Raw genomic sequence first — 21,845 nt, 5'->3', positions numbered from 1 at the left:
CCGGACACGCCGATGAGCGCGATCCGGCCCGTGCTCGGGTCCTTCGTGGCCTGGGCCGGGCCGGTGAACAGTCCCTGGCCGAGCAGGACCCTCCGGCCATCATGGCGGCGACGCGGCGGCGGGCGTCGTCGTCGCCCAGCAGTTCGCCGAACACCTCACGCAGGGCCGTGATCTCGGGCCCCGGCGCGGCCAGCGCGAGCTGCGCCTGGGTGTGCACGGCGACCCGCAGGGCGGCCGGGCGGCGCTCGGCGTCGTAGGTGTCGAGCAGCCCAGGCGGCGCCCAGCCCCGCACCTCGGCGGCCAGCTTCCAGGCCAGGTTGGCGGCGTCCTGCAGGCCGAGGTTGAGGCCGGGCGCACCCATGGCCGAGTGGACGTGCGCGGCGTCGCCCACCACGAAGACCCTGCCCTCCCGGTAGCGGTCGGCGACGCGGGTGTTGCGGCCCTTGAGCCGCCTGAGCAGGTGCGGGCCCTCGCCGGTGGGCTCGGCGAGCGGCAGGTCGGCGCCGAGCACGCGGGCCAGGCCGGCACGCAGCTCGCCCACGGTCATCGGCACGTCGTCGTCGGGCGCGGAGGCGTCCCACTCCATGGCGCTGACCAGCAGCGTCCCGTGGTCCCCGGGGAGGATCGCGTACGCGCCGCGCTCGGTCCTGTGCCAGGCGTACATCACGTACGTGCCCAGCCCCGGCACCTCCAGCTCCACCGTCCCGGGCCGGATCACCGCGCCCGGCACGGTGACGTGGGCGCTGCGGCTCACGACGTCGGTCGAGGTGATGCCGGGGAAGCCGATGCCCGCGAGCTTCCTGACCGTGCTGTGCGCGCCGTCGCAGCCCACCAGGTAGCGGGTGCGCAGCTCGTACGCGCCCTCGGGCCCCCGGAGCTCCGCCGAGACGCCGTGGGGGTCCTGGGTGAAGCCGAGCAGCTCGTGCCCGCGCCTGATCTCCACACCCAGCTCGACCGCCCGCCGCTCGATCAGCTCCTCCAGGGCGGGCTGCTTGATCCCCATCCCGTACAGCGGGTTGTCCTCCAGTCCGGCCAGGTTCAGCGGCAGCGCGCCGAACACGAAGCCCGGCATCGGCGCGTCCCCCACGGCGAGGCCGCGCTGGTGGAGCAGCCTGACGACCTGGCCGACGATCCCGTTGGCCTTGGGCTGGTCGCTGCGCCGGGGCAGGCGCTCGACGACGGTCGGGCGCACTCCGGCCAGGGCCAGCTCGCAGGCCAGCATCAGCCCGTTGGGGCCGCCGCCGATGATCACGATGTCCATGCGTTCTCCTCAGAGGGAAGGGTCGGGCAGCCCCGCGGCCAGCGCGCCCAGGGCCTCCCGCAGCAGGGGTACGAGCGGGACCGGCGGGTCGGAGCGCAGCCAGTGGGCGACGGCCGCCTGCACGGCGGAGCCCACGGCGACGGCCACGAGGTGGGGGTAGAGGTCGCGGGCGGCGTCGGTGCCGGTGCGCTCGGCCACGGCCGCGGCCAGCTCGTTGTTCCCGGCGAACACCATCTGCAGCGACTCGGCCCGCAGCGCGGGCTCTTCCGCCAGCATCCTGATGCTCGCCAGCACTTCGGGATCGGGCGCCACGTCCGTGCGGGCCAGCGCCCAGGGCTCGACCATGGCCTCGGTCAGCGCCTCCCACAGCGGCTCCGCCGGCGGCCGGGCCCGCAGCGCCGCCACCGAACGCGTGACGCGGTCGATGTGGCGGGCGGCGATCGCCTCGTACTTGCTGGAGAAGTAGTTGTTGAACGTGCGGGGCGAGACGCCGACCTCGGCCGCGATGTCCTCGACGCGTACGCGCTCCAGCCCGCGCTCGTGAGCCAGCCGGAGGGCGGCCGTCATCAGCGCCTCGCGCGTGGCCTGCTTCTTCCGCTCTCTCAGTCCGCTCATGGACTCATCGTAGGCAAAAAGTGCGGAGTCAGCAAATTTTCTGACTACGCATGTTTCGGTCTAACGGAGGAGAGAGTCCAGACGCGTTAGATTGGGAGCATGTCCCTGACCCTCGAATTCGTCAGCACGATCAGGGCCGAGCGGTCCGGATCGGTCGACAGGCTGGCCGACACGGACGGCATGACGGCCTGGGTGCGGACGCACGCGCCCGACCTGGGCGACCTCACCGTCACGGAGGAGCTGCGGCAGGAGACGGTGCGCCTGCGCCAGGCCGTACGCGCCCTGTTCGCCAAGACCGTGGCGCCGGGCCCGCCGAGCCGGGCGGACGCGGCGAGCCTGCCCGGGTTCGAGGAGTCGCTGGCCCTGGTCAACGCCACCGCCCTGGCCGCCCCCACCGCACCCCAACTGCGCTGGAACGGCGAGCCGTCCCTCGCCACCGCGCCCGCGACGCAGGCCTCCCCCGGCACGCGACTGCTGGCCAGGCTCGCCACGGCGGCCGTCGAGTTCCTCGCGGGGCCGGACCGCGCCCTGGTCCGCACCTGCCAGGCCCCGCGCTGCGTGCTCTATTTCGTCAAGGAGCACCCGCGCCAGGAGTGGTGCTCGACGGGCTGCGGCAACCGAGCCCGAGCGGCCAGGCACTACAGGGAACACAAGAAAATCTAACGTTTGCAAGCCGGAGTTGCCGTTATAGTGTTTCTAACGGCAACTCGGCCGCGCATGCGTTAGAGGAGTGGGAATGTCCTTCCAGACCGGGCACGTCGGGCTCAACGTCACCGATCTCGACAAGTCCAAAGAGTTCTACACGCGGGTCTTCGGCTTCACGGTGGCGGGCGAGTCGCAGGAGGACGGCCGCCGGTACGCGTTCCTGACCCAGGACGGCACGCTGGTGCTGACGCTCTGGCAGCAGAGCGAGGGCCGCTTCGAGGCAGGCCGGCCGGGCCTGCACCACCTGTCGTTCCAGGTGGCGGACCTCGACGCGGTACGCCGGGCGGAGACGGTGATCAGGGAGATCGGCGCGACCCTCTTCCATGACGGCGTCGTGCCGCACCGCGAGGGCGCCTCGTCGGGCGGCGTGTTCTTCGCCGACCCCGACGGCATCCGGCTGGAGATCTTCGCCCCGGACGCCGCGGGTGACCGGCCCGCGCCCAGCTCTGACGCGCCGACCTGCGGGTTCTTCTAATGAGGCATCCGGGCGAGGTCGCCGTGCAGCGCCGGACGGGGGTGCGGCTGGAGGACCACGGGAGCTCGCGGACGCGCCCGGAGATCCCGGAGCCGGCCGCCGAGTTCCTGCGGAACCAGCACATGGTCGTCCTGGGCGCGGCCGACGACGGCGGGCGCGTGTGGGCGGGCGTGCTCACGGGCCCCGCGGGGTTCGCCTCCGCGGCGGACGACCGCACGATCGTGCTGCACGCCCTGCCGAGCGCCGACGACCCTCTCCACGGGCTGTTCGAGCGGGAACGGGACGTCGGCCTGATCGCCATCGAGCCGCACACGCGGCGCCGGATGCGCGTGAACGGCACCGCCGTACGGGCCGGCGACGCCCTGGTGGTGTGGACGGAGCAGGTCTACTCCAACTGCCCCAAGTACATCCAGACTCGCTCCCCCACCTCCGCTCCGGGCGAGCCGGCGGGGCTGGGGCGCGGGATCGCGCTGCCGGACCGGCACCGTGCGTGGATCGCGGAGGCGGACACGTTCTTCATCGCCACGCGGGCCGAAGGGCTCGGGGCGGACGTGTCGCACCGGGGCGGCAATCCCGGATTCATCCGGGTGACGGGGGCGCGCTCGCTGGAGTTCCCCGACTACCAGGGCAACGCGATGTACATGACGCTGGGCAACCTGGAGCTGGACCCGGCGGCCGGGCTGCTGTTCGTGGACTGGGAGCGCGGGGAGACGCTGCAGCTCACGGGCCGGGCCCGGGTCGAATGGGGGGACCAGCGGACGGTGCGCTTCGAGCTGGACGAGTACACGCACCTGGGCGGGACCGTGTCGGCCGGCTGGACCGCCCCCGGCTATCACCGCTTCAACCCCCCGGTCGAGGCAGGCGCTTCTCGAACCAGTGATGCGCGTACGGCTCGTCGCTGAACGCGGCCACCTCCCGGTAGCCGCTCGCCCGATAGAGGGCGACGGCTTCCGTGAGGGCCCGGTTGGTCTCCAGCCGTAGCGTGCGGACACCCTGGGCGGCCGCCTTCCCCTCCGCCTCGGCGAGCAGCCGCCGCCCCAGCCCCAGCCCGCGCACGGCCGGGTCCACCCACATCCGCTTGATCTCGGCGGACCCGGCCTCCGGGTGAAGCTTGAGCGCCACGCACCCGACCGGCTCGGCGTGCAGCGCAGCGACCAGCAGCATCCCGGCCGGCAGCCGCAGCTCGGCGTCGGTGGCGGAGATGCTGCGGGCCGGGTCGAAGCCGCCCTCGAACCGGCGGGCCAGCTCGTCGGCGTAGGCCTGGAGGCAGCAGCGGGCGCCGGGATGGCGCGGGTCGAGCACGTCGATGGCGATCATGGAGGCGAGCAGCAGGCGCTCGACCTCGGACATGGCGGCCACGAGACGGTCACGCTGCGCGCCGGAGAGCGGCTCGAGGATTTCCGCCGCCGCCTCGTCGGACCGGCGATCCAGCTCCTCCCGCTCGGCGAGCCCCGCCGGCGTGAGCCGGGCCGTGCGAACCCGGCCGTCGGAGCCGCCGTCGTCCATGACCACCAGCCCGTCGGCCTCCAGCGACCGCAGCAGCCTGCTCAGGTAGCCGGAGTCGAGGTCGAGCCGCGTCCGCAGGACGCGCACCTCGCTGCCCTCCGCGCCGATCTCCCAGAGCGCCCGTGACTGCCCGAGCGCCCGATCCCTGGCCAGGAGGCTGTCGTTGAGCGCCCCGATCCGCTGCGTCACGGTCCGCTGGAACCTGCGCACCCGGCCGATCGCCGCACCGTCCATATCTCTGACTTTAGTCAGGGAATCTCTCCTTCGCGAGGTCACAGCCACGGGCCGGCGATCGGCACCGCGCTGTAGTCCTCCCCCGTGACCGGGCGGATGTCCTTCCAGTGCACCCACCGCGCGCCCTCGCTCGCCTGCGGCGGCCAGAGCAGGAATCCCCATCGCACCCCTTCGGCGTCGTCGCCCCAGGCCAGCAGGTAGCGGGCCGCCGTGGCGTGCTCCACGACGGGCGGGCGCCAGAGCTCGGGCAGGTCCTGCGTGTCGGTATCCATACCGATCATTATACGAACACGCATTCGACATCTCCAGGAGTGCTAAGCTATGACTGAATATCCGATCCAGTCATAGGGACACACATGGCTGTGGCATTCACGACCGAGGACCGGGCGCGCATCACCGCGTCCCTGCTCGACACCGCCGAAGAGCTCTTCGCCACCCAGGGCCTGAAGAAGACCTCGCTCGACGAGCTGGTCGCGGCCTCGGGCATCGCCAAGGGCAGCTTCTACGCGTTCTTCGAGTCCAAGGAGGAGCTGTACAAGGAGGTGATGATCCGCAGGGCGCCCATGCTCGGCAAGCGACTGGCCGCCGCCCTGGACCGGCCGCCCGGCGTCGAGGCGCTCGCCCACATCATGCGCGAGTTGATCGACGTGCTCACCACCGACCCGTTCTACCGGCGGCTGCTCACCCGGCCCGAGGAGCTGGAGGCGGTGGCGCGCAGGGTCGGGGCCGAGGAGGTCGCCCGCGTCACACCCCACCTGCTGACGCCGCTGCTCGACTACCTCGCCCGGGGACAGGCCGACGGCGTCATCGTCGCGGACGTCCCGCCCGAGGTGCTGGTCGGCGTGCTGCGCACGGCCGGCCTGCTGGTGCTCAACCGCGACAGGTTCGGGCCCGACCACTCCCAGGTGGTCGAGGCCACCGTCAACGCGCTGGCCAGGGGGCTCGTCGCATGAATGTGCTGAAGAAGTACGCGCAGGCCGCGGGCATGACGGACGAGGCGTGGAAGCGGCACGCCAACCCGTGGAGCGTCTGGACCCGGTTCGCGGCCATCCCGCTGATGATCGCGGCCATCTGGAGCAGGGAGTGGCTCGGCTGGTGGGCCCTCGTCCCGGTGGGCCTGGTCGTCGTCTGGCTGGCGGTCAACCCGCACGTCTTCCCGGCGATCGAGCAGCCCGGCAGCTGGTCGGCCCGGGGCATCTACGGCGAGAAGCTGTGGCTGCGCGACCGGTCGCTGGTCACCGGCGACCACCGGAACGTGCAGCGGCTGCTCATCGGGGTCGGCTCGGCGGGGTTCGCGCTGCTCATCTGGGGGCTGATCACGCTCGACATCTGGCCGACGGTGTTCGGCGCCACGCTGGTCACACTCGGCCAGCTCTGGCGCATCGACCGGCTCGGCCAGCTCTACCTGGCCAACCAGGACACCGCCCGCGAGTAGGAACACCGGGACACAACGCGAAACCGCCCCTGGCCCATCGAAGTGGGGCAGAGGCGGTCGGGTCGGGGGTGGAGCTATGGGGATTCGAACCCCAGACCTCCTCCATGCCATGGAGGCGCGCTACCAACTGCGCCATAGCCCCTTGCTGCGTGTACGAGTGTATCCGACTTACGGACCCTTCAAGCACACGTTAAAAACTAAGCATACGCAGAGTAAAAGCTTGCTACTGTCCGTTGCCGTGCCCAGCGTGCAACCACTACCCCTGACCCCGCGATGCGCCCAGCTTCTCGACCGCCGCGAGCATGCCGTGATCGGCGTCAGCGCGCTCAACGGGTACTTCACCCCCCGCACCATCAGACGCCTGCTCGACTGGGCGACCCGGACGTTCGCCCGCGTGCACGTCCTCGTGCCCGGCGTCGAGCTGGCCGGGACGCTGGTCGCCAGGGGATGTCCGGAGGCGAAGGCCGGGGCCAAGGCGAGGGCGGCGGCCAACAACACGCGCAACCGGGTGATCCGCGCGCTCGACGCCCTCGACCCGCCCGACGCCACCGTGTTCGACTGGAACGAGCTGGCCTCCGTCCCGGCCTACGACGGCGCGCGGACGAGGCTGGAGCGGCTGTTCGCCACCGACCCGGTCTTCAGGGAGCACTGCATGGACGCGGTACGGCCCATCGTCGGCGCGCCGGAGCTCTCCCGCGAGCAGGCCGAGAACGCCCTGCCGTTCCTCCTGGCCGAGCTGCCCTTCGTGATCGACACCCCGTCGATCCTCGGCACGGGCTCGTCGGTGTTCTGCTACCCCCGGCCGATGCCGATGGTGGACCTGCTCTACGCCGGCCTGCTGCCAGTGCGCCCGGCGCCCGCGCAAGGATTCGTCTCCACCGCATTGACACAGGCAGCCCGCCCCGCCGACCATCTCAGTGACACTCTGTAAACACATCGTCACCAGAGGTGGCCGGCTATGGATGCGGATGCTCGAAATGCTGGACATGCGTTCGACACGAGCGACATGGATCACAACGGCTACCTCGATCACCGCGACATGATCGTGGTCGCCTCCGCGCTGTGCGCCCGGCTCGGGCTCTCCGGGCAGGGCGCGCAGCGGGTCTCGGACGCGTACGAGCGGGTCTGGCAGTACGCCGTCCACAACATCGGCACCGACCCCGAGGGCCGCATCAGCAGGGAGTCCTACATCGGCTACGCGCTGGCCCCGGAGCTCGACCGCGCCGAGTTCGTGGCCAACGTGGTCAGGCCGATCACCGACGCCCTCTGGGACGCGCTCGACGACGACGGCGACGACCGGCTCGACCGGGCCGAGTTCCTGCGCCTGTGGTCGGCGTACGACGTGGCGGGGGCGGCGTCACGGGCGTCCTTCGATCGGCTGCGCGGCAACAAGGTGGCGCACGTGTCGAAGGACGGGTTCGCCCAGGCGATGTACGACTTCTACTACAGCTCCGCCACCGCCGCCCCCATACTCGGCTGAAGCCCCTTACCCCACCGACCGGGCCTGGTCGATGAGCTGGACCAGCTCCGTCACCATCGGGTCCTCGGTGGCCGGCGCCAGCCGGGCGGCCCGCTCCTTGAGCTCGGGCAGGTCCATGCCGAACGCCTTGCGGTCCCGCAGGTAGACCGCGAACGCGGCCACCACCACGTCCACCTGGAACCTGACCGGCGCCTTGTCCAGCGACGCGGCCAGCTCGCCGGCCCGCAGCGACTCGCTCGCCTCGGAGGCGGACCGGGTGTCGGGGTCCTGCCAGCGCACGGTGGCCTGGGCGAGCTGCCCGTCGGCGCCCGGCTTGAGACGCAGCGAGTAGAGCGCGGTGACCGAGTGGCCGGGGCCGATCTCGCCGCCGTCCTGGGTGTCGTCGCGGAAGTCCTCCGTGTTCAGCGCGCGGTTCTCGTACCCGATGAGCTGGTAGCTCTCCACCACCGACGGGTTGAAGACCACCTGGGCCTTGGCGTCGCGCGCCCGCAGCTCGATGTTCGCGGGAAGCTGCGTGGTGAAGACCTTGTCGGCCTCCTCCTGGCTGCTGACGTACACGGCCATGCCGTCGCCGTTGTCGGCGAGCTGCTCCATCAGCTCGTCGCCGTAGTCGCGGCCGACGCCGACGGTGAGCAGCGTGACCTGCTTGCCCGCGTACTCCTTGACCTGGTCGAGGATGGTACGCCACTCGGTGGAGCCCTGGTTGGCCAGGCCGTCGGAGAGCAGGATGACCCGGTTCGTGGCGGCCGGGCGGAACGCCTTGGACGCCTCCTGGTAGCCGGTGACGAGCCCGGCCGAGAGGTTCGTGCCGCCCGAGACGGTCAGCTCGTTCACCGCGTCGCGCAGCTCCTGCCGCGCGGTCAGCGGGGTCATCGACGCCAGCACCTCGGCATCGTCGCTGAAGGAGACGATCGACACCTGGTCGCCGGGCGCGAGCTGATCGAGCAGTTTGAGCAGGGCGGACTTGACCAGGTCCAGCCGCCCGGTCTCGGCCATCGAGCCGGACACGTCCACGACGAACGTGAGGTTGGCGGGCCGCCGCGCCGCCGCGTCCGAACCGCGCGTCTGCAGGCCCACGCGCAGGATCGCCTGGTCGCGCTCCGGCAGCTTCGCGCCGTCCACGTGCACCGCGAAGCCGTCGTCCGACGGCGGCGCGTAGTCCTGCCGGAAGGCGTTGATCCACTCCTCCGGGCGGATCTCGCCGGGCGCGGGCCGGCGGCCTCCCTGGAGGGTCTGCCGGGCGTAACCGTACGAGGCCGTGTCCACGTCGAGGGCGAACGTGGAGATCTGGGCCGTGGTCGTGTCCTCCTCGCCGTTCGTCTTGGCGGGTGACGCGGACGGGCGGACCGGGGCCGGTTCCGCGTTCGCCGGGGCTTTCGCCGCGCGTTCACCGCTGGTCGAGCTTCCGGAGCCGCCTCCGCACGCAGAGAGGGCGAGCAGCGCAACAATGCCGATTCCCGCCGCTAAAGGGCGAAATTTCATTGCAACCACCTCCATGCCCTACGACGGAACTTGATCTGCCCAGGCCGAGCCAGTGACGTAAGCGAGCACAAACCGCGATCGACGCGTGATCAGTCGTGACAGCCGCGACAGCTGGGGTGACGAGGAGTGCGTCCGGGCCGTCGGGCTGTGGCCCTAGCGTGACAATGCCGCGTCCTCGACCCGCACCCGTACGGTGAGCAGCACCGCGTTGGCGGCGGCGAAGGCCGTCGCGGTGAGCCAGGCCGAGTGCACCAGCGGCAGCGCGAGGCCCTCGGCGACCACGGCCACGTAGTTGGGGTGCCGCAGCCACCGGTACGGCCCCCGGTGCACCAGCGGCATTCCCGGCACCACGACCACGCGGGTGTTCCACTGCCTGCCCAGCGTGCCGACGCACCACCAGCGCAGCCCCTGGGCCAGGACGACGACCGCCAGCATCGGCCAGCCCAGCCACGGGACGAAGGGGCGGCCGAGCAGCCACACCTCGGCGGGCGCCGCCCCGAGGAGCGCCGCGTGGGCCAGGACGATCCAGGGGTAGTGCCGCCGGCCGTACTCGACGCCGCCTTTGGACCTGGCCCAGGCCAGGTTGCGGCGGGCCACCGCCAGCTCGGCCAGCCGCTCCAGCGCGACCAGCCCGATCAGGACGAGGTACGCGCTCACCAGTGCAGCAGCAACAGCTCGGCGGAGAACCCCGGCCCCAGCGCGAGGAGCACGGCGGGCGTGCCCGGCCGGCCCCGCGTCTCCTGGAGCACGTGGAGCACCGAGACCGAGGACAAATTGCCGTGCTCGCGCAGCGACCGCCAGGTCACGTCGAGCGCCTTGGGAGGCAGGTCGAGGGTCCGCGCGATCGTCTCGATGACCTTGGGGCCGCCGGGATGGCAGACCCAGGTGGCGACCTGCTCGGGGGTCAGGCCGTAGTCCGCCAGGAACGCCTTGATGTCACCGGCCAGCACCTGCTCCACGAACGTGGTCAGGTCCGGGTCCAGCACGATCCGGAACCCGTGCGGCCCTACCTCCCAGCCCATGAGGTGCTCGGTGTCCGGATAGAGCCGGCTGCGGGTGGCGACGACCTCGGGGCCCTGGCCGCGCCCGGTCGCCACGACGGCCGCCGCGCCGTCCCCGAACAGCGCGCTGGCCACCAGGTTCGCGACCGAGGTGTCGTCCCGCTGGATCGTCAGCGAGCACAGCTCGACGCACACCAGCATCGCGACGTGGTCGGGCCAGCCGCGCAGGTAGTCGTGCAGGCGCGACAGCCCCGACGCGCCCGCCGCGCACCCGAGGCCGAACACGGGCACCCGCTTGACGTCCGGCCGCAGCCCCACCCGCTGGGCCAGCCTGGCGTCGAGCGAGGGCGTGGCGATGCCGGTGGTCGAGCAGAGCAGCAGGTGATCGACCCGCTCCGGGCGCACGCCGGCCTTGTTCAGGGCGCCCTTGACGGCCTGTTCGGTCAGGTCGAGGGCGGTTTCGAGGTAGATGTCGTTCGCGCGGGCGAAGGAGTCGAGCTTGGTGTAGTCGGCCAGCGGGAGCGCGAGATTGCGGCCCTCCACGCCGGCCGCCGCATGGAATCGGCGCAGCAGCTCCTCGTCGCAGTCGGTCAGCCGGGAGAACGCCTCGGTGATCTCCACCTGCGCGTAGCGATGATCCGGCAAAACGGTCTGCACAGCCGATATATGCATATACCTCTCTTGCCGCTGAAAGGCTGGGGCTAACATGCGAGGCATGCTCCTGCCGTCTCCCTCCCGGCCGCACCGGGTGGCCGTGCTGGCGTTCGACGGCATGGCGCCGTTCGAGCTCGGCTGCGTCGTGGAGTTCTTCGGGCTGGCCCGGCCCGAGCTGGACCTCCCGTGGTACTCGCTCGCGGTGTGCGCGGAGACGCCGAAGCCGCTGCGGGTGGTGGGCGGGTTCACCATGCAGGCGGCGCACGGGCTGGACGTGCTGGCCGAGGCCGACACGGTGATCGTGCCCGGGGTGGCGGACGTGCGCGGCGAGGTCTCCGGCGCGCTCGTGTCCGCGCTGCGGCTCGCGCACGCGCGCGGCGCGCGCCTGGTGTCGATCTGCTCGGGCGCGTTCGCGCTGGCGGCGGCCGGGCTGCTGGACGGGCGCGAGGCCACCACCCACTGGAAGTACGCCGAGCTGCTCCAGGAGCGTTTCCCGCTCGTCCGGGTCAACCCCTCGGTCCTGTACGTGGACGGCGGCGACGTGCTGACCAGCGCGGGCAGCGCGGCGGGCCTCGACCTGCTGGTCCACCTCGTACGCGGCGACCACGGGCCGAACGTGGCCAACTCCGTGGCCCGCCGCCTGGTCATACCGCCGCACCGGGAGGGCGGTCAGGCGCAGTTCATCCAGGCCGCCGTGACACCGGTGGCGGACGACGGCGGGGTGGCCAGGGCGATGTCGTGGGCCCTGGAGCACCTGGCCGGGCCGATCGCCGTGGCGGACCTGGCCAGCGTGGCGCACATGTCCGAGCGCTCGTTCATCAGGCACTTCAAGCGGCAGACCGGCACCAGCCCGCTGCGGTGGGTGATCTCGCAGCGGGTGGCGGCCAGCCTGCCGATGCTGGAGTCCACCGGGGCGCCGGTGGAGGAGATCGGGGCGGCGGTCGGGTTCGAGAGCGCGGTGACGTTCCGGCACCACTTCACGCGGGCCATGCGGACGTCGCCGTCGGCGTACCGGCGGGCCTTCAGCGCGTGACCCTCAGGTCGTGAGCCTCCACAGGGAGGTGATCTCGGCGGCGCGGCCCTCGTGCAGCGGGTCCTGCTCGTCCTTGGGCCGGTGGTGCCGGGGCGGGACGTCCAGGCGCCCGGCCACGCGCAGCCCCGCCCGCTCGAACGCGGCCTCCAGGTCGGCCCGGGTGCGCAGGCCGAGGTGCTCGGCCAGGTCGGAGAGGATGAGCCAGCCCTCGCCGCCCGGCTCCAGATGCCCGGCGAGACCGTCGAGGAACCCAGCCAGCATCCGCCCGCCGGGATCGTAGACCGCCTGGTCGAGGGGCGAAATCGGCTTGGCGGGCAACCACGGCGGGTTGCACACGACCAGCGGCGCCCGGCCGGGCGGGAACAGGTCGGCGCGCACGACCTCCACCCGGTCGTCCAGCCCGAGGCGGGCGAGGTTGTCCTCGGCGCACTCGACGGAGCTCTGGTCGAGGTCGGTGGCCACGACCCGGCGCACGCCCCGCCTGGCCAGCACGGCGGCCAGCACGCCCGTGCCGGTACCGATGTCGAAGGCCAGCCGGCGGTCCTCCGGCAGCGGCGCCCGCGCGACCAGGTCGACGTACTCGCCCCTGATCGGCGAGAACACGCCGTGGTACGGGTGGATGCGGGCCTCGAGCGCCGGGACGTAGACGCCCTTGTGCCGCCATTCGTGGGCCCCGACCAGGCCGAGCAGCTCGCGTAGCTGGCCGACCGCCGGCGGGGCCTCGGCGCCGTACACCTCGGCGCACGCCTCGCGCACGTCCGGCGCCCTGCGCAGCGGCACCACGTGGTCTTCCGCGAACGGGACGAGCAGCATGCCCAGCGTGCGGGCGCGCTGGGACCGGGCCTGGCGGTAGCGGTGGAACCCGGCGCCGGGGGCGGCGGGCTTGCACCGGCGCCCCATGGCCGCCAGCAGCTGGCGGGCGTTCTGGAAGTCGCCCTGCCAGAGCAGCGCGGTGCCCTCGCAGGCCAGCCGGTAAGCGGTGTCGGCCGTCATCCGGTCGTCGGCGATGACCACCCGCCTGGGCGGCGGCGCTCCCAACGCCGAACGCCAGATCGCCGACCGTTCCTGCCCTGCCTCGGTCCAGTGGATCATCAGAACTCGACCGTTTCACATGCCGTGCCGGCGCGGCCACCCATTTACGGCAACAGTGCCTCCACGAGGTCGTCCTCGGCGACCTGGCCACCGTCCAGGCGGCCATCAGCGCCCCCTGAGCACCCGGCGGTCATTTTTCGCGTTCGGCGGTGACGAGCTCGCGGGTGGCCGGAGCGACCTCGGCCGCGAACAGCTCCACCACCGAGGGATCGTCCGCCATCAGGATGAACGTGCTGACGCCGTGGTCCAGGGCGAGGCCGGCGAGCTCTTCCGCCCACTGGTCCGGCGGCCCGTCGAGCAGACCGCGGCTGGAGCTCGCGAAACGGCCCGAGAGGTTCAGCAGCCGGCGTACGTCGGCGGGCGAGCGGCCGGCGGACAGCGCGGCCTCGTCGATGTGCTTGTTCCCCTCCGTGATGTCGCCGGGGCCGCCCTGCAGGTAGGACAGCGACGGCAGCCAGCCGTCGGCGGCGCGGCCGGTCAGCTTGAGCATCTTCGGCTTGTAGGCGCCGAGCCAGATCCCGATGTCATGGGCCGGGGCCGGGCCGCGTTTGGCGCCTTTGACCTGGTAGTACTCTCCGTCCACCCGGACGCCGCCCGGCTCGTCGGCCGCCCAGATCTCGCGGAAGATCCGGATCGCCTCCTCCAGCGCGTCCACGGCCTGGCCGGGGGACAGCCGCCGACCGCCCATGGCCTCGATGGCGTCCCAGAACCCGCCCGCGCCGATGCCCAGCTCGAAACGGCCGCCGCTGAGCAGGTCGAGGCTGGCCGCGCTGCGGGCCAGCACGGCCGGGTGCCGCAGCGGCAGGTTGAGCACGTTGCCGCTGAGCCGGACGCGCTCGGTGCGGGCGGCGACGTAGGACAGCAGGGTCCAGGTGTCGAGGAACTTCGGCTGGTACGGATGGTCCTGGAACGTCACCAGGTCCAGGCCGGCGCGGTCGGCCGCCACGGCCACCTCCACCGCGTGGGCGGCGGGCTGCGCCGTGGGGGTGACGAACGCGCCGAACAGCAGGTCGTGCCCGTAGTCGGTCATCTATGACTCCTCAGGTCGGATGTTGAAGTTGTCGCGGAAGACGTTGTCCGGGTCGTACCGTGCCTTGAGCTCGCGCAACCGTCGCAGGGTGCCCGGCGGGAACGCGTCGCCCAGCCGCTCGGGCCGCCCGTCGGTCTCGAAGCTGAGGTAGAGGCCGTTGACGTACGGCTCCAGCCGGGCCCACTCCTTGTCCACCCGCTGCCGGTTCGCCCCGAACGCGATGACCGAGAAATTGGCGGAGCGGTGGGCGTAGGCGGTGGCCTCCGCGGGGACGTCGGCCACCGCGCCGCCGACCGAGCGGATCTGGAAGAAGTAGACCGCGCCGCTGTGGATCAGCCGCGCCGCGGCGGCGGCGAACTCCGGGGTGATGTGCTCGACCAGCCCGGAGCGGGTGACCGGCTCCCCCTGGCCGTTGTGGCCGTCGCCGGCCGCGTTGGCCATGACGGCGGCGTACGAGGTGATCACGACCTGTTGGTCGAGCAGCGGGGCGATGTCCGCCATCGGCTGGAGCCGGTCGATGACGGTCTCCGGCACGCCCGCGTTGACCATGGCCATCACGTGCCCGGTCGCCGGACGTCCGGCGCGCGGCGGGCTCACGATGAGGAAGCTCGTGAGGTCGCGCGGGGCCGCCTCCTGGACCGCGCCCCACCTTTCGAGGAACGTGGCCGTGTCCCGGGCGTCCATGACGAGCTGCGCCCACCCGACGTCGCCGACCTCGTCCACCTCGAACTCGAACGCCGTGACGACGCCGAAGTTCGCGCCCGCGCCGCGTACCGCCCAGAACAGGTCCGCGTTCTCCGCCTCGCTCGCCCGCACCACCGAGCCGTCGGCGAGCACCATCTCGACGGCGCGCAGGTGGTCGATGGTCAGGCCGTGGTCGCGGGCCAGGAACCCGAGGCCGCCGGCGGTGGCCAGGCCGCCGACCCCGACCCCGCCGTAGTCGCCGGAGCTGAGCGCCCACCCGTACGGCTCCAGGGCCGCGGCGACGTCCGTCCAGCGCGCGCCGGGTCCGATCCTGACCAGGCGGTTCGCCCGGTCGAGCACCTCGATGGAGTCGAGCCCGGACACGTCGACGACGATGCCGCCGTCGTTGGTGGAGCGGCCGCTGATCCCGTGCCCGCCGCTGCGCACCCCCAACGGCAGGTGCGGGTGGGCCCGCGCGAACGCCAGCGCCTCGGCCACCTGGCCGGCGTCGCCCGGCCGGATGACCAGCCCCGGCGCCCCGCCCCGCAGGTACGTCGACCTGACCCGCGAGTACCCCGGGTCACCCGGCTCGATCACCGGGAGGGACGCGGGCACCAGGTCGTAGTCGATCCCGGCTCGCCGCACGGCGCGCACGGAGGCGCGGCGCAGCTGACGGCCGGTCGGTCCCACGGCCTCGCGCAGCGCGGGCGCCACCTCCAGAGCGAACCGTTCGACGGCTTCCGGGTCGTCCGACCTGAGGATGAACGTCCCGATCCCGTCCTCGACGGCCAGCGGGAGGAGGTCCGCCACGCCGGACCGCGCCGGGACGTTGACCAGCCGGCGGATCTCCCGGGGATCGCGCCCGGCCGCCATCGCGGCCTCGTCGATGAGCTTGTTCCCGGCCCTGATCCGGTCCGGCCCGCGCTCGTCGAGGGACACCAGCCAGCCGTCCGCCCGCTCCCCCACCAGCCGCAGCGAGCGCGCGTCGTCCGCGCCCAGCCAGATCGGCACGTCGTGCGCGGCCGGCGGCCCCGGCTGCGCGCCCCCGAGCCGGTAGTGCTCGCCGTCGAACCGCAGCGGCCCGCCGTCCTCGTCCCACATGCCGCGGATCACGTCGATCGCCTCGCCGGCCCCCTGACCGGCGCCCAGCGCGAGCGACAGCCGGCCGCCGGACAGCAGGTCGAGGCTGACCGCCGCGCGGGCGAGCACGGCGGGCGGGCGCAGCGCGAGGTCCAGGACGTTGGCCGACAGGCCTACCCGCGAGGTCCGTCCGGCCACCCATGACAGAAGCGTCCACGTGTCGAAGGTGTCCGGATGATCCGGAAAGGTGACCAGGTCGTACCCCAGTTCCTCACTCCGGACCGCCAGCGACACGGCATCGACTCCGGGGTCGGCTCCGGGGTCGGCTCCGGGGGTGATGAACGTGCCGAACGTCAGTGGATGGCCGTAGTTCATCCGAGCCTCTCGACAGAATTAGGTTGATGCATCAACCATACTAGACTGTCGACATGTCCACGCTCTCCACCCGTCAGGCGGCCCAGTGGGCCAGCTATCAGCGCATGCGCGTGCAGCTCACCGGACGGATCAACCGGGAGCTCGCCGGGGCCACCGGCCTGTCGGAGGCCGACTACGAGATCCTCGCCCACCTCACCGAGTCGCCCGACGAGTCGATGCGGGCGCTGGCGCTGCGGTGCGGGCTGGCGTGGGAGAAGAGCCGGCTGTCCCACCAGCTACGGCGTATGGAGCAGCGCGGGCTCGTCACGCGCGCCGAGTGCGAGGAGGACAACCGGGGGTCGGTCATCCGGGTCACCGAGGAGGGCCGCCGGCTCGCCTCCGAGGCCAGGCTCCACCACGAGAGGGCCGTACGGCGCTACGTCGTCGACGTGCTGACCCCGGCCCAGCTGGAGGCGCTGGGCGCCATCGCCGAGACCGTGCTGGGGCAGCTCACGGATGAGGAGCACCAGGCATAGGATGATCGGGGACTTCCCCCTGACCTACGCCTGGCACGCGTGGCGCTTCAGAGGGTGAAGTCGAAGGTGTAGGAGTGCGAGCCGTCAGGGGCGATGATGATGTCCATCTCGCCCCTGAGCCCCCGCAGCTCCCCCGTCGCCGAGTCGGGGACGACCGAGATTCTCAGCGACCGCTCGCCGCGGTCGCTGACCGCGTTGTGCTGCACGACGAAGGCCCCCGCGAGGCCGTCGAGGGTGCCCTCGATGCGCTCCAGCGCCACGTACGACCTCGAGTCCTCGACCTCTGTCGAGGCCGTCAGCAGGTGGACGACGCTGGTGGCCGTCAGGTCCCCGTGGAAGGTCTTGGACATGGTCACGAGCCCGATCGAGACGCCGTCACGCTCCACGAACGGTGCTTTGGCGTCCCAGCCTGCGGTGTCGAAGGTTCCCTTGGCGGTCATGGCTCCATCGTGCCGGTCATACCTGTCAGGTCCCGTCAGGTACCGGTGAGGCGTTCCACCACGGGCGCGAACTCGTCCAGGTACTGGGCGTTCACCGACACGTACGAGACGCCGAGCCGGTCGCGGCGCCTGCGCAGCGTGTCCGCCATCTCGTCCGCGGTGCCCAGCAGGACTCCGGTGCCGCCGGCCGGGACGTTCAGCCAGGAGGGCGGCTCGGCCCCGGCGGCCGCGAGGTTCATGCTGAGCTCCAGGTCGTGGAAGCGGTCGCCGGCCAGCTCGTACAGCTCGTCCAGCTTCGCCGCCACCTGGTCCTCCGTGTAGTGCGGCGGCAGGCCGAGGGCCACGGTGTCGGCCTGCTGGGCGGCGAGCTTGAGGAGCCTGGTCCCGGACGCGGCGACCAGGACGCGTACGTCCTTGACCGCTTCGATCGTCCGGGCGACGCGCTCGATGCGCCGGCCGGGCGTGCCGTACCCGACGCCGAGCGCCGCGGCGTCCCGCTCCGCGTCCGGGCGGCCGGCGCCCAGGCCGAGCTCGAAGCGCCCGTCGGTGAGCGCGTGCAGGGTGGCGGTCTCCCACGCCACGGCCTCGGGAGTCCGGTTGGCGGCGCTCAGCACGAACGTGCCGACGCGCAGGGTCGTCGTGGCCGTCGCGGCCACGGCGGCGGCGACGAAGGGCGACAGCGTGCCGAGCGTGTCGGGGACCAGCAGCGTCGAGTAGCCGAGGCTCTCCGCCCTGCGGGCCAGGCCGGTCCACGCGCCGGCGTCGGTGGCATGTCCGGCGACCGCGCCGAACCTGAACGGGTGATCGGTCATGCCACCCACGATCGCGGATCCGCGCCCCGGCGGCATCGTCCCCCGGACCGGTGGTCTCCTACATCCGGGGGCGCACGCCCGCGCGAGAGTGCTACTCCTGCAGCAGTATCCGCGTGAAGTCGTTGGCGAACTTGCCCTCGGGGTCGAGCCGCCGTGCCAGCGAGCGGAACTCGCCGGGGCACTCGGGCCGGCGGGTGAACAGCTTGCCCCAGTGCGGCCTGGGCGCGAACGGCGCCAGCGTCTCCTCCACCAGCTCCAGCACCGGCAGCACCGCGGCCACGTCCCTGATCCAGGTGAAGTGGATGCCGACGCTGTCGCGGCCGCGGAAGGGGCTCAGCCACAGGTCGTCGGGCGCGATCGAGCGCACCTCGGAGATCTGCAGGACGGGCCGGATCCGGTCGCCGATCGCGTACAGCTCGCGCAGCGCCTTGACCGCGTGCTCCCGGGGCAGGATGAGCTCCGACTGCAGCTCGTTGCCCGCGCCGCTCGGCTCGGCGTCCGGCCGGAAGTGCGGCAGCCGCTCGTGCCACGGCCCGGGCACGCCGAGCTGGACCGTGCAGTTCTCCGCCGACATCGCGGGCAGGGGGTGGCGGGGGCCGTCGGCCGGGGTGGTGCCGTGCCAGTCGGCGTCGGTCAGCTCCTCGGTGCCCTTCAGCCAGACGCGGGTGTCGCGCCAGTCGGTGAAGAGGCTGACGCTGTAGGCGGCGGACATGATCTGGTCGAAGTCGGCGAGCGCGGCCACGGTCAGGCCCTCGCGTACGTACTGGCGCAGCTCGAAGGCCGGCACCAGGTCGAGGGTCAGCGAGGTGACGACGCCGAGCGCGCCGAGGGCCACCACCGCGCCGGGGAAGTCGGCGTCGCCGCGGGAGAGGGTGAGCACGGAGCCGTCGGCGGTGACGAGGTCGAGCGAGGACACGGCCGAGGCCAGGCCGGGGATGGCGTCGCCGGAGCCGTGCGTGCCGGTCGCGACCGAGCCGGCCACGGAGATGTGCGGCAGCGAGGCCATGTTCGCCAGCGCGAATCCGGCCCGGTGCACCTGCGGCGCGAGCCGCGCGTACGTCATGCGCGCGGGCACCCGCACCGTGGCCGCCGCGCTGTCGATCTCCACCGCGTCCGGCATCCGGTCGAGCACGACGAGGTCGCCGTCGGTGTCCGCGACGTCGTTGAACGAGTGGCCGCTCCCCAGCGCCCGCACGCGGGAGCCGGCCGAGACGAGCCGCTGGAGCTCGTCGAGCGAGGTCGGGTGATGGACATCTTGCGCCCGAAATGCGGTGTTTCCCGCCCAATTGGTCAGCGTCACGGCATTACCTTCCCACAAACCACCTTGTCAGCCCCGCCCGGGTGCCGCTAGCTTCGGGAGCCGCTGACGGAGGTGTGCCGTGCTCTACCTGTCCGAGGCTGTCGGCCTTGTCACGCTCGTGCTCTGGCTCTACTGCCTCTTCGACGCGATCACCACGCCCGACGTGCTCTGCAGGAACCTGCCGAAGATCGTCTGGGTGGTCGTCGTGCTGCTGTTCCCGCTGATCGGCTCCGTCGCCTGGCTGGTGGCGGGCCGACCGGAGCGGTCGCAGGCGGCCACGCGGCCGAGCGCGTTCCCCGAGTACGACCGCCCGGGCCGCTTCGCCGCCGGCAACCCGGACGACGACGAGGAGTTCCTGCGCCGCTGCCGCGAACGCGCCGAGGAGCAGCGCAGGAACGCCCCCAAGAAACCGCCCGAGGACTAGAAGCCCTGGGCCAGGCGGTAGTACGCCTGGTTCCAGCGGATCTCCTTGGTGAACCGCTCGGTCGTCGTGTCGGCGTCGATGATCAGCAGCTCCACACCGAGCATGTCGGCCAGGTCGGTCAGCTCCGCGCGGCCGATCGCCGTGGAGAGCACCGTGTGGTGCGGCGCGCCCGCCGTGAGCCACGACTCCGTGGACGTACGCAGGTTGGGACGGGGGTTCCAGACCGCGCGGGCGACCGGCAGCTTGGGCAGCGGCTGGGGCGGGGCCACGAGGTCGATCTCGTTGGCCACCAGCCGGAACCGGTCACCCATGTCGGCCAGGCCCACCACGATGCCGGGGCCGGGCTCGGCGTCGAACACGAGCCGGACCGGGTCCTCCCGGTTTCCGATGCCCAGCGGGTGGATCTCGCACGACGGCGTGCCGGAGGCGATCGAGGGGCAGACCTCCAGCATGTGCGCGCCCAGGATGAGCTCCTGGCCGGGCGACAGGTCGTAGGTGTAGTCCTCCATGAACGAGGTGCCGCCGGGCGCCATGGACTTCAGGGTGCGCAGGAGGACCGAGGTCTTCCAGTCGCCCTCGCCGCCGAAGCCGTACCCGTCGGCCATGAGCCGCTGCACGGCCAGGCCGGGGAGCTGGCGCAGGCCGCCGAGGTCCTCGAAGTTCGTGGTGAACGCCTTGAAGCCGCCCGACTCCAGGAAGCCGCGCAGGCCCAGCTCGATCCTGGCCGCGTAGCGCAGCGACTCGTTGCGCTCGCCGAGCAGCTCGGGAGCGACGGTGTACTGCTCGGCGTACTCCTTGACCAGCGCCGTCACGTCCGCGTCCGAGGCCGCGTCCACGGCCTCCACCAGGTCGTTCACGCCGTACGTGTTGACCGAGACGCCGAAGCGGAGCTGCGCCTCGACCTTGTCGCCCTCGGTGACCGCCACGTCGCGCATGTTGTCGCCGAAGCGGGCCAGCTTCAGCGTGCGCACCTCGGCCAGGCCCTTGGCGGCCCGCACCCAGGTCAGGATGCGCTCGCCCACGGACGGGTCGCTGACGTGCCCGGCCACGGTCTTGCGCGGCACGCCCAGCCGCGTCTGCACGAACCCGAACTCGCGGTCGCCGTGCGCCGCCTGGTTGAGGTTCATGAAGTCCATGTCGATGGTGCTCCACGGGAGCTCCACGTTGGCCTGCGTGTGCAGGTGCAGCAGCGGCTTGCGCAGCGCGTCGAGCCCCGCGATCCACATCTTGGCCGGGGAGAAGGTGTGCATCCACGCGATCACGCCGGCGCACGAGTCGTCGGCGTTGGCCTCCAGCATCACGCGCCTGATCGCCGCCGCGTCGGTGAGCACGGGCTTCCACTCGACGGGCATGGGCAGCTGCTCGGCGATCCGCTGAGACTGCTCGGCCACCTGGCGCAGCGTGTCCTCGCCGTACAGCCCCTGGCTGCCGGTCAGAAACCAGATCTTCAACGCGGGCTCCTCTGTCCGTAGACGTTCTGATAGCGGTCGTACAGGCGGTCGATGTCGTCCTGCGGGATCGGCAGCGGCTCGCCGAGCTGCCTGGCCACGTGGACGGTGCGGGCCACGTCCTCGCACATGACGGCGGCCTTCACGGCCGCCTTCGGGTCCTTGCCGATGCTGAACACGCCGTGGTTCTGCATGAGGACGGCCTTGGAGCGGTGGCCCTTGAGCGTCTCGACGATGCCCTGGCCGATCGAGTCGTCGCCGATCAGCGCGAACGGGCCGAGAGGGATCTCACCGCCGAACTCGTCGGCCATCGCGGTCAGCACGCAGGGGATGGCCTCGCCGCGCGCCGCCCAGGCGGAGGCGTAGGTGGAGTGGGTGTGCACGACGCCGCCGACGTCGGGCATGTTGCGGTAGACGTACGCGTGCGCGGCGGTGTCGCTGGACGGCGAGTGCTCGCCCGCCACGAGGTTGCCGTCGAGGTCGCACACGACCATGTTCTCCGGGGTCAGCTCGTCGTAGGAGACCCCGGACGGCTTGATGACGAACAGGTCCTCGCCCGGGACCCGGCCGGAGACGTTGCCCGCGGTCCAGACGACCAGGTTGTAGCGGACCAGCTCCGCGTGCAGGTCGGCGACGATCTTCCTCGTTGTCATGCTCATGCTTATTGCCTCCACTCCGCGGAGGCGGGCTCGGTCGCTCCGGAGCCGCCGCCTTCCCTCGTCGCTATGGTCGCTTCGCTCCCGCCGCTCCTCAGTCCAGGCGGC

24 protein-coding genes, 1 tRNA gene and 1 pseudogene are annotated in these 21,845 nt (G+C 72.1%); 10 read left to right on the top strand and 16 right to left on the bottom strand.

Annotated features, from left to right (window positions below):
- Together ACWDX9_RS41920 and ACWDX9_RS41915 are read right to left on the bottom strand one after the other, a co-directional pair.
- A partial coding sequence (locus tag ACWDX9_RS41920; RefSeq protein ID WP_449964727.1) for an FAD-dependent monooxygenase occupies nt 1–1,261 on the bottom strand: 1,261 nt, incomplete at its 3' end.
- A gap of 9 nt (nt 1,262–1,270) precedes the next feature.
- Entirely contained in the window at nt 1,271–1,876 is a 606-nt protein-coding gene (locus ACWDX9_RS41915; protein WP_449964724.1) for an acyl-CoA-like ligand-binding transcription factor, read from the bottom strand.
- Nucleotides 1,877–1,975: 99 nt separating this feature from the next.
- On the opposite strand from ACWDX9_RS41915, the gene ACWDX9_RS41910 reads away from it, so the two are divergent.
- The 3 genes from ACWDX9_RS41910 to ACWDX9_RS41900 all read left to right on the top strand — a co-directional run bounded on the left by ACWDX9_RS41910 (nt 1,976) and on the right by ACWDX9_RS41900 (nt 3,958).
- On the top strand, nt 1,976–2,539 hold the full coding sequence (locus ACWDX9_RS41910; RefSeq protein ID WP_449964721.1) for a CGNR zinc finger domain-containing protein: 564 nt from the start codon (nt 1,976–1,978) through the stop codon (nt 2,537–2,539).
- A gap of 73 nt (nt 2,540–2,612) precedes the next feature.
- Nucleotides 2,613–3,056 carry a VOC family protein gene (locus tag ACWDX9_RS41905; protein WP_449902101.1) on the top strand — a complete coding sequence of 148 codons (444 nt, stop codon included), beginning with the start codon at nt 2,613–2,615 and terminating at the stop codon, nt 3,054–3,056.
- Nucleotides 3,056–3,958: a pyridoxamine 5'-phosphate oxidase family protein gene (locus tag ACWDX9_RS41900; protein WP_449964718.1), complete on the top strand. Its 903-nt coding sequence runs from the start codon at nt 3,056–3,058 to the stop codon at nt 3,956–3,958. The genes ACWDX9_RS41905 and ACWDX9_RS41900 overlap by 1 nt, the downstream gene beginning before the upstream one ends.
- On the opposite strand, the gene ACWDX9_RS41895 is transcribed toward ACWDX9_RS41900, so the two are convergent.
- Together ACWDX9_RS41895 and ACWDX9_RS41890 are read right to left on the bottom strand one after the other, a co-directional pair.
- Nucleotides 3,897–4,796, bottom strand: a complete 900-nt coding sequence (locus tag ACWDX9_RS41895) for a bifunctional helix-turn-helix transcriptional regulator/GNAT family N-acetyltransferase (RefSeq protein ID WP_449964714.1) — start codon at nt 4,794–4,796, stop codon at nt 3,897–3,899. The genes ACWDX9_RS41900 and ACWDX9_RS41895 overlap by 62 nt on opposite strands.
- Nucleotides 4,797–4,834: 38 nt before the next feature.
- Nucleotides 4,835–5,068 (bottom strand): hypothetical protein, encoded by a 234-nt coding sequence (locus tag ACWDX9_RS41890; protein ID WP_364258549.1) that lies wholly within the window; start codon nt 5,066–5,068, stop codon nt 4,835–4,837.
- Between the two features lie 84 nt (nt 5,069–5,152).
- Between ACWDX9_RS41890 and ACWDX9_RS41885 the strand changes: the two genes are divergently transcribed.
- Entirely contained in the window at nt 5,153–5,749 is a 597-nt protein-coding gene (locus tag ACWDX9_RS41885; protein ID WP_364258546.1) for a TetR/AcrR family transcriptional regulator, read from the top strand.
- Complete coding sequence (locus ACWDX9_RS41880; RefSeq protein ID WP_449964711.1) at nt 5,746–6,231, top strand: DUF6653 family protein; 486 nt, start codon at nt 5,746–5,748, stop codon at nt 6,229–6,231. Before ACWDX9_RS41885 ends, ACWDX9_RS41880 begins: the two co-directional genes overlap by 4 nt.
- Nucleotides 6,232–6,300: 69 nt before the next feature.
- Here ACWDX9_RS41880 and ACWDX9_RS41875 read toward each other — a convergent pair.
- Nucleotides 6,301–6,373 (bottom strand) — tRNA-Ala (locus ACWDX9_RS41875).
- 105 nt (nt 6,374–6,478) lie between these two features.
- Here ACWDX9_RS41875 and ACWDX9_RS41870 point away from each other — a divergent pair.
- Nucleotides 6,479–7,162, top strand: coding sequence for a tRNA-dependent cyclodipeptide synthase (locus ACWDX9_RS41870; RefSeq protein ID WP_449964709.1), 684 nt, complete (start codon nt 6,479–6,481; stop codon nt 7,160–7,162).
- Nucleotides 7,163–7,237: 75 nt separating this feature from the next.
- Nucleotides 7,238–7,711, top strand: a complete 474-nt coding sequence (locus ACWDX9_RS41865; protein WP_364258537.1) for a hypothetical protein — start codon at nt 7,238–7,240, stop codon at nt 7,709–7,711.
- 6 nt (nt 7,712–7,717) lie between these two features.
- On the opposite strand, the gene ACWDX9_RS41860 is transcribed toward ACWDX9_RS41865, so the two are convergent.
- From ACWDX9_RS41860 to ACWDX9_RS41850, 3 genes are all read right to left on the bottom strand, one after another.
- Nucleotides 7,718–9,193, bottom strand: a complete 1,476-nt coding sequence (locus tag ACWDX9_RS41860) for a YfbK domain-containing protein (protein ID WP_449964706.1) — start codon at nt 9,191–9,193, stop codon at nt 7,718–7,720.
- Between the two features lie 153 nt (nt 9,194–9,346).
- Complete coding sequence (locus ACWDX9_RS41855; protein ID WP_449964703.1) at nt 9,347–9,850, bottom strand: isoprenylcysteine carboxyl methyltransferase family protein; 504 nt, start codon at nt 9,848–9,850, stop codon at nt 9,347–9,349.
- The gene (locus ACWDX9_RS41850) at nt 9,847–10,866 is read right to left on the bottom strand and encodes a type III polyketide synthase (RefSeq protein WP_449964700.1); all 1,020 of its coding nucleotides are present in this window, start codon (nt 10,864–10,866) and stop codon (nt 9,847–9,849) included. The genes ACWDX9_RS41855 and ACWDX9_RS41850 overlap by 4 nt, the downstream gene beginning before the upstream one ends.
- A gap of 43 nt (nt 10,867–10,909) precedes the next feature.
- On the opposite strand from ACWDX9_RS41850, the gene ACWDX9_RS41845 reads away from it, so the two are divergent.
- Nucleotides 10,910–11,881: a helix-turn-helix domain-containing protein gene (locus ACWDX9_RS41845; RefSeq protein ID WP_449964697.1), complete on the top strand. Its 972-nt coding sequence runs from the start codon at nt 10,910–10,912 to the stop codon at nt 11,879–11,881.
- Nucleotides 11,882–11,884: 3 nt separating this feature from the next.
- Here the strand turns inward: ACWDX9_RS41845 and ACWDX9_RS41840 are convergent, their stop codons facing one another.
- The 3 genes and pseudogenes from ACWDX9_RS41840 to ACWDX9_RS41830 all read right to left on the bottom strand — a co-directional run bounded on the left by ACWDX9_RS41840 (nt 11,885) and on the right by ACWDX9_RS41830 (nt 16,142).
- A complete protein-coding gene (locus ACWDX9_RS41840; protein ID WP_449964694.1) occupies nt 11,885–12,973 on the bottom strand; it encodes a methyltransferase in 1,089 nt (362 codons plus the stop codon).
- Nucleotides 12,974–13,112: 139 nt separating this feature from the next.
- Nucleotides 13,113–14,003, bottom strand: a pseudogene (locus tag ACWDX9_RS41835) (LLM class flavin-dependent oxidoreductase); the annotation flags it as partial.
- Complete coding sequence (locus ACWDX9_RS41830) at nt 14,004–16,142, bottom strand: LLM class flavin-dependent oxidoreductase (protein WP_449964692.1); 2,139 nt, start codon at nt 16,140–16,142, stop codon at nt 14,004–14,006. It abuts the pseudogene before it with no gap.
- 53 nt (nt 16,143–16,195) lie between these two features.
- On the opposite strand from ACWDX9_RS41830, the gene ACWDX9_RS41825 reads away from it, so the two are divergent.
- Nucleotides 16,196–16,657, top strand: a complete 462-nt coding sequence (locus ACWDX9_RS41825) for a MarR family winged helix-turn-helix transcriptional regulator (RefSeq protein ID WP_449964690.1) — start codon at nt 16,196–16,198, stop codon at nt 16,655–16,657.
- A 47-nt stretch (nt 16,658–16,704) separates the two neighbouring features.
- On the opposite strand, the gene ACWDX9_RS41820 is transcribed toward ACWDX9_RS41825, so the two are convergent.
- From ACWDX9_RS41820 to ACWDX9_RS41810, 3 genes are all read right to left on the bottom strand, one after another.
- Entirely contained in the window at nt 16,705–17,097 is a 393-nt protein-coding gene (locus ACWDX9_RS41820) for a DUF3224 domain-containing protein (protein ID WP_449964688.1), read from the bottom strand.
- A gap of 35 nt (nt 17,098–17,132) precedes the next feature.
- Nucleotides 17,133–17,909, bottom strand: coding sequence for an LLM class flavin-dependent oxidoreductase (locus ACWDX9_RS41815; RefSeq protein ID WP_449964685.1), 777 nt, complete (start codon nt 17,907–17,909; stop codon nt 17,133–17,135).
- 91 nt (nt 17,910–18,000) lie between these two features.
- On the bottom strand, nt 18,001–19,209 hold the full coding sequence (locus ACWDX9_RS41810; protein WP_449964682.1) for an FAD-binding protein: 1,209 nt from the start codon (nt 19,207–19,209) through the stop codon (nt 18,001–18,003).
- Between the two features lie 79 nt (nt 19,210–19,288).
- Between ACWDX9_RS41810 and ACWDX9_RS41805 the strand changes: the two genes are divergently transcribed.
- Nucleotides 19,289–19,633, top strand: a complete 345-nt coding sequence (locus ACWDX9_RS41805) for a PLD nuclease N-terminal domain-containing protein (protein ID WP_449964679.1) — start codon at nt 19,289–19,291, stop codon at nt 19,631–19,633.
- Here ACWDX9_RS41805 and araA read toward each other — a convergent pair.
- The gene (gene araA / locus ACWDX9_RS41800; RefSeq protein ID WP_364840705.1) at nt 19,630–21,084 is read right to left on the bottom strand and encodes an L-arabinose isomerase; all 1,455 of its coding nucleotides are present in this window, start codon (nt 21,082–21,084) and stop codon (nt 19,630–19,632) included. The genes ACWDX9_RS41805 and araA overlap by 4 nt on opposite strands.
- Nucleotides 21,081–21,740, bottom strand: a complete 660-nt coding sequence (locus ACWDX9_RS41795; RefSeq protein WP_449964676.1) for an L-ribulose-5-phosphate 4-epimerase — start codon at nt 21,738–21,740, stop codon at nt 21,081–21,083. The genes araA and ACWDX9_RS41795 overlap by 4 nt, the downstream gene beginning before the upstream one ends.
- Nucleotides 21,741–21,845: the final 105 nt, after the last annotated feature.

The organism is Nonomuraea sp. NPDC003201 (assembly GCF_053590415.1).
This window is presented reverse-complemented; position numbering and strand designations above follow the sequence as displayed.

Excerpts from the sequence above, each read along its gene's own strand:
- ACWDX9_RS41915 (WP_449964724.1), bottom strand. The coding sequence starts at position 1,876 with ATGAGCGGACTGAGAGAGCGGAAGAAGCAGGCCACGCGCGAGGCGCTG.
- ACWDX9_RS41910 (WP_449964721.1), top strand. The coding sequence starts at position 1,976 with ATGTCCCTGACCCTCGAATTCGTCAGCACGATCAGGGCCGAGCGGTCC.
- ACWDX9_RS41905 (WP_449902101.1), top strand. The coding sequence starts at position 2,613 with ATGTCCTTCCAGACCGGGCACGTCGGGCTCAACGTCACCGATCTCGAC.
- ACWDX9_RS41900 (WP_449964718.1), top strand. The coding sequence starts at position 3,056 with ATGAGGCATCCGGGCGAGGTCGCCGTGCAGCGCCGGACGGGGGTGCGG.
- ACWDX9_RS41895 (WP_449964714.1), bottom strand. The coding sequence starts at position 4,796 with ATGGACGGTGCGGCGATCGGCCGGGTGCGCAGGTTCCAGCGGACCGTG.
- ACWDX9_RS41890 (WP_364258549.1), bottom strand. The coding sequence starts at position 5,068 with ATGGATACCGACACGCAGGACCTGCCCGAGCTCTGGCGCCCGCCCGTC.
- ACWDX9_RS41885 (WP_364258546.1), top strand. The coding sequence starts at position 5,153 with ATGGCTGTGGCATTCACGACCGAGGACCGGGCGCGCATCACCGCGTCC.
- ACWDX9_RS41880 (WP_449964711.1), top strand. The coding sequence starts at position 5,746 with ATGAATGTGCTGAAGAAGTACGCGCAGGCCGCGGGCATGACGGACGAG.
- ACWDX9_RS41865 (WP_364258537.1), top strand. The coding sequence starts at position 7,238 with ATGGATCACAACGGCTACCTCGATCACCGCGACATGATCGTGGTCGCC.
- ACWDX9_RS41860 (WP_449964706.1), bottom strand. The coding sequence starts at position 9,193 with ATGAAATTTCGCCCTTTAGCGGCGGGAATCGGCATTGTTGCGCTGCTC.
- ACWDX9_RS41850 (WP_449964700.1), bottom strand. The coding sequence starts at position 10,866 with ATGCATATATCGGCTGTGCAGACCGTTTTGCCGGATCATCGCTACGCG.
- ACWDX9_RS41845 (WP_449964697.1), top strand. The coding sequence starts at position 10,910 with ATGCTCCTGCCGTCTCCCTCCCGGCCGCACCGGGTGGCCGTGCTGGCG.
- ACWDX9_RS41840 (WP_449964694.1), bottom strand. The coding sequence starts at position 12,973 with ATGATCCACTGGACCGAGGCAGGGCAGGAACGGTCGGCGATCTGGCGT.
- ACWDX9_RS41830 (WP_449964692.1), bottom strand. The coding sequence starts at position 16,142 with ATGAACTACGGCCATCCACTGACGTTCGGCACGTTCATCACCCCCGGA.
- ACWDX9_RS41825 (WP_449964690.1), top strand. The coding sequence starts at position 16,196 with ATGTCCACGCTCTCCACCCGTCAGGCGGCCCAGTGGGCCAGCTATCAG.
- ACWDX9_RS41820 (WP_449964688.1), bottom strand. The coding sequence starts at position 17,097 with ATGACCGCCAAGGGAACCTTCGACACCGCAGGCTGGGACGCCAAAGCA.
- ACWDX9_RS41815 (WP_449964685.1), bottom strand. The coding sequence starts at position 17,909 with ATGACCGATCACCCGTTCAGGTTCGGCGCGGTCGCCGGACATGCCACC.
- ACWDX9_RS41795 (WP_449964676.1), bottom strand. The coding sequence starts at position 21,740 with ATGAGCATGACAACGAGGAAGATCGTCGCCGACCTGCACGCGGAGCTG.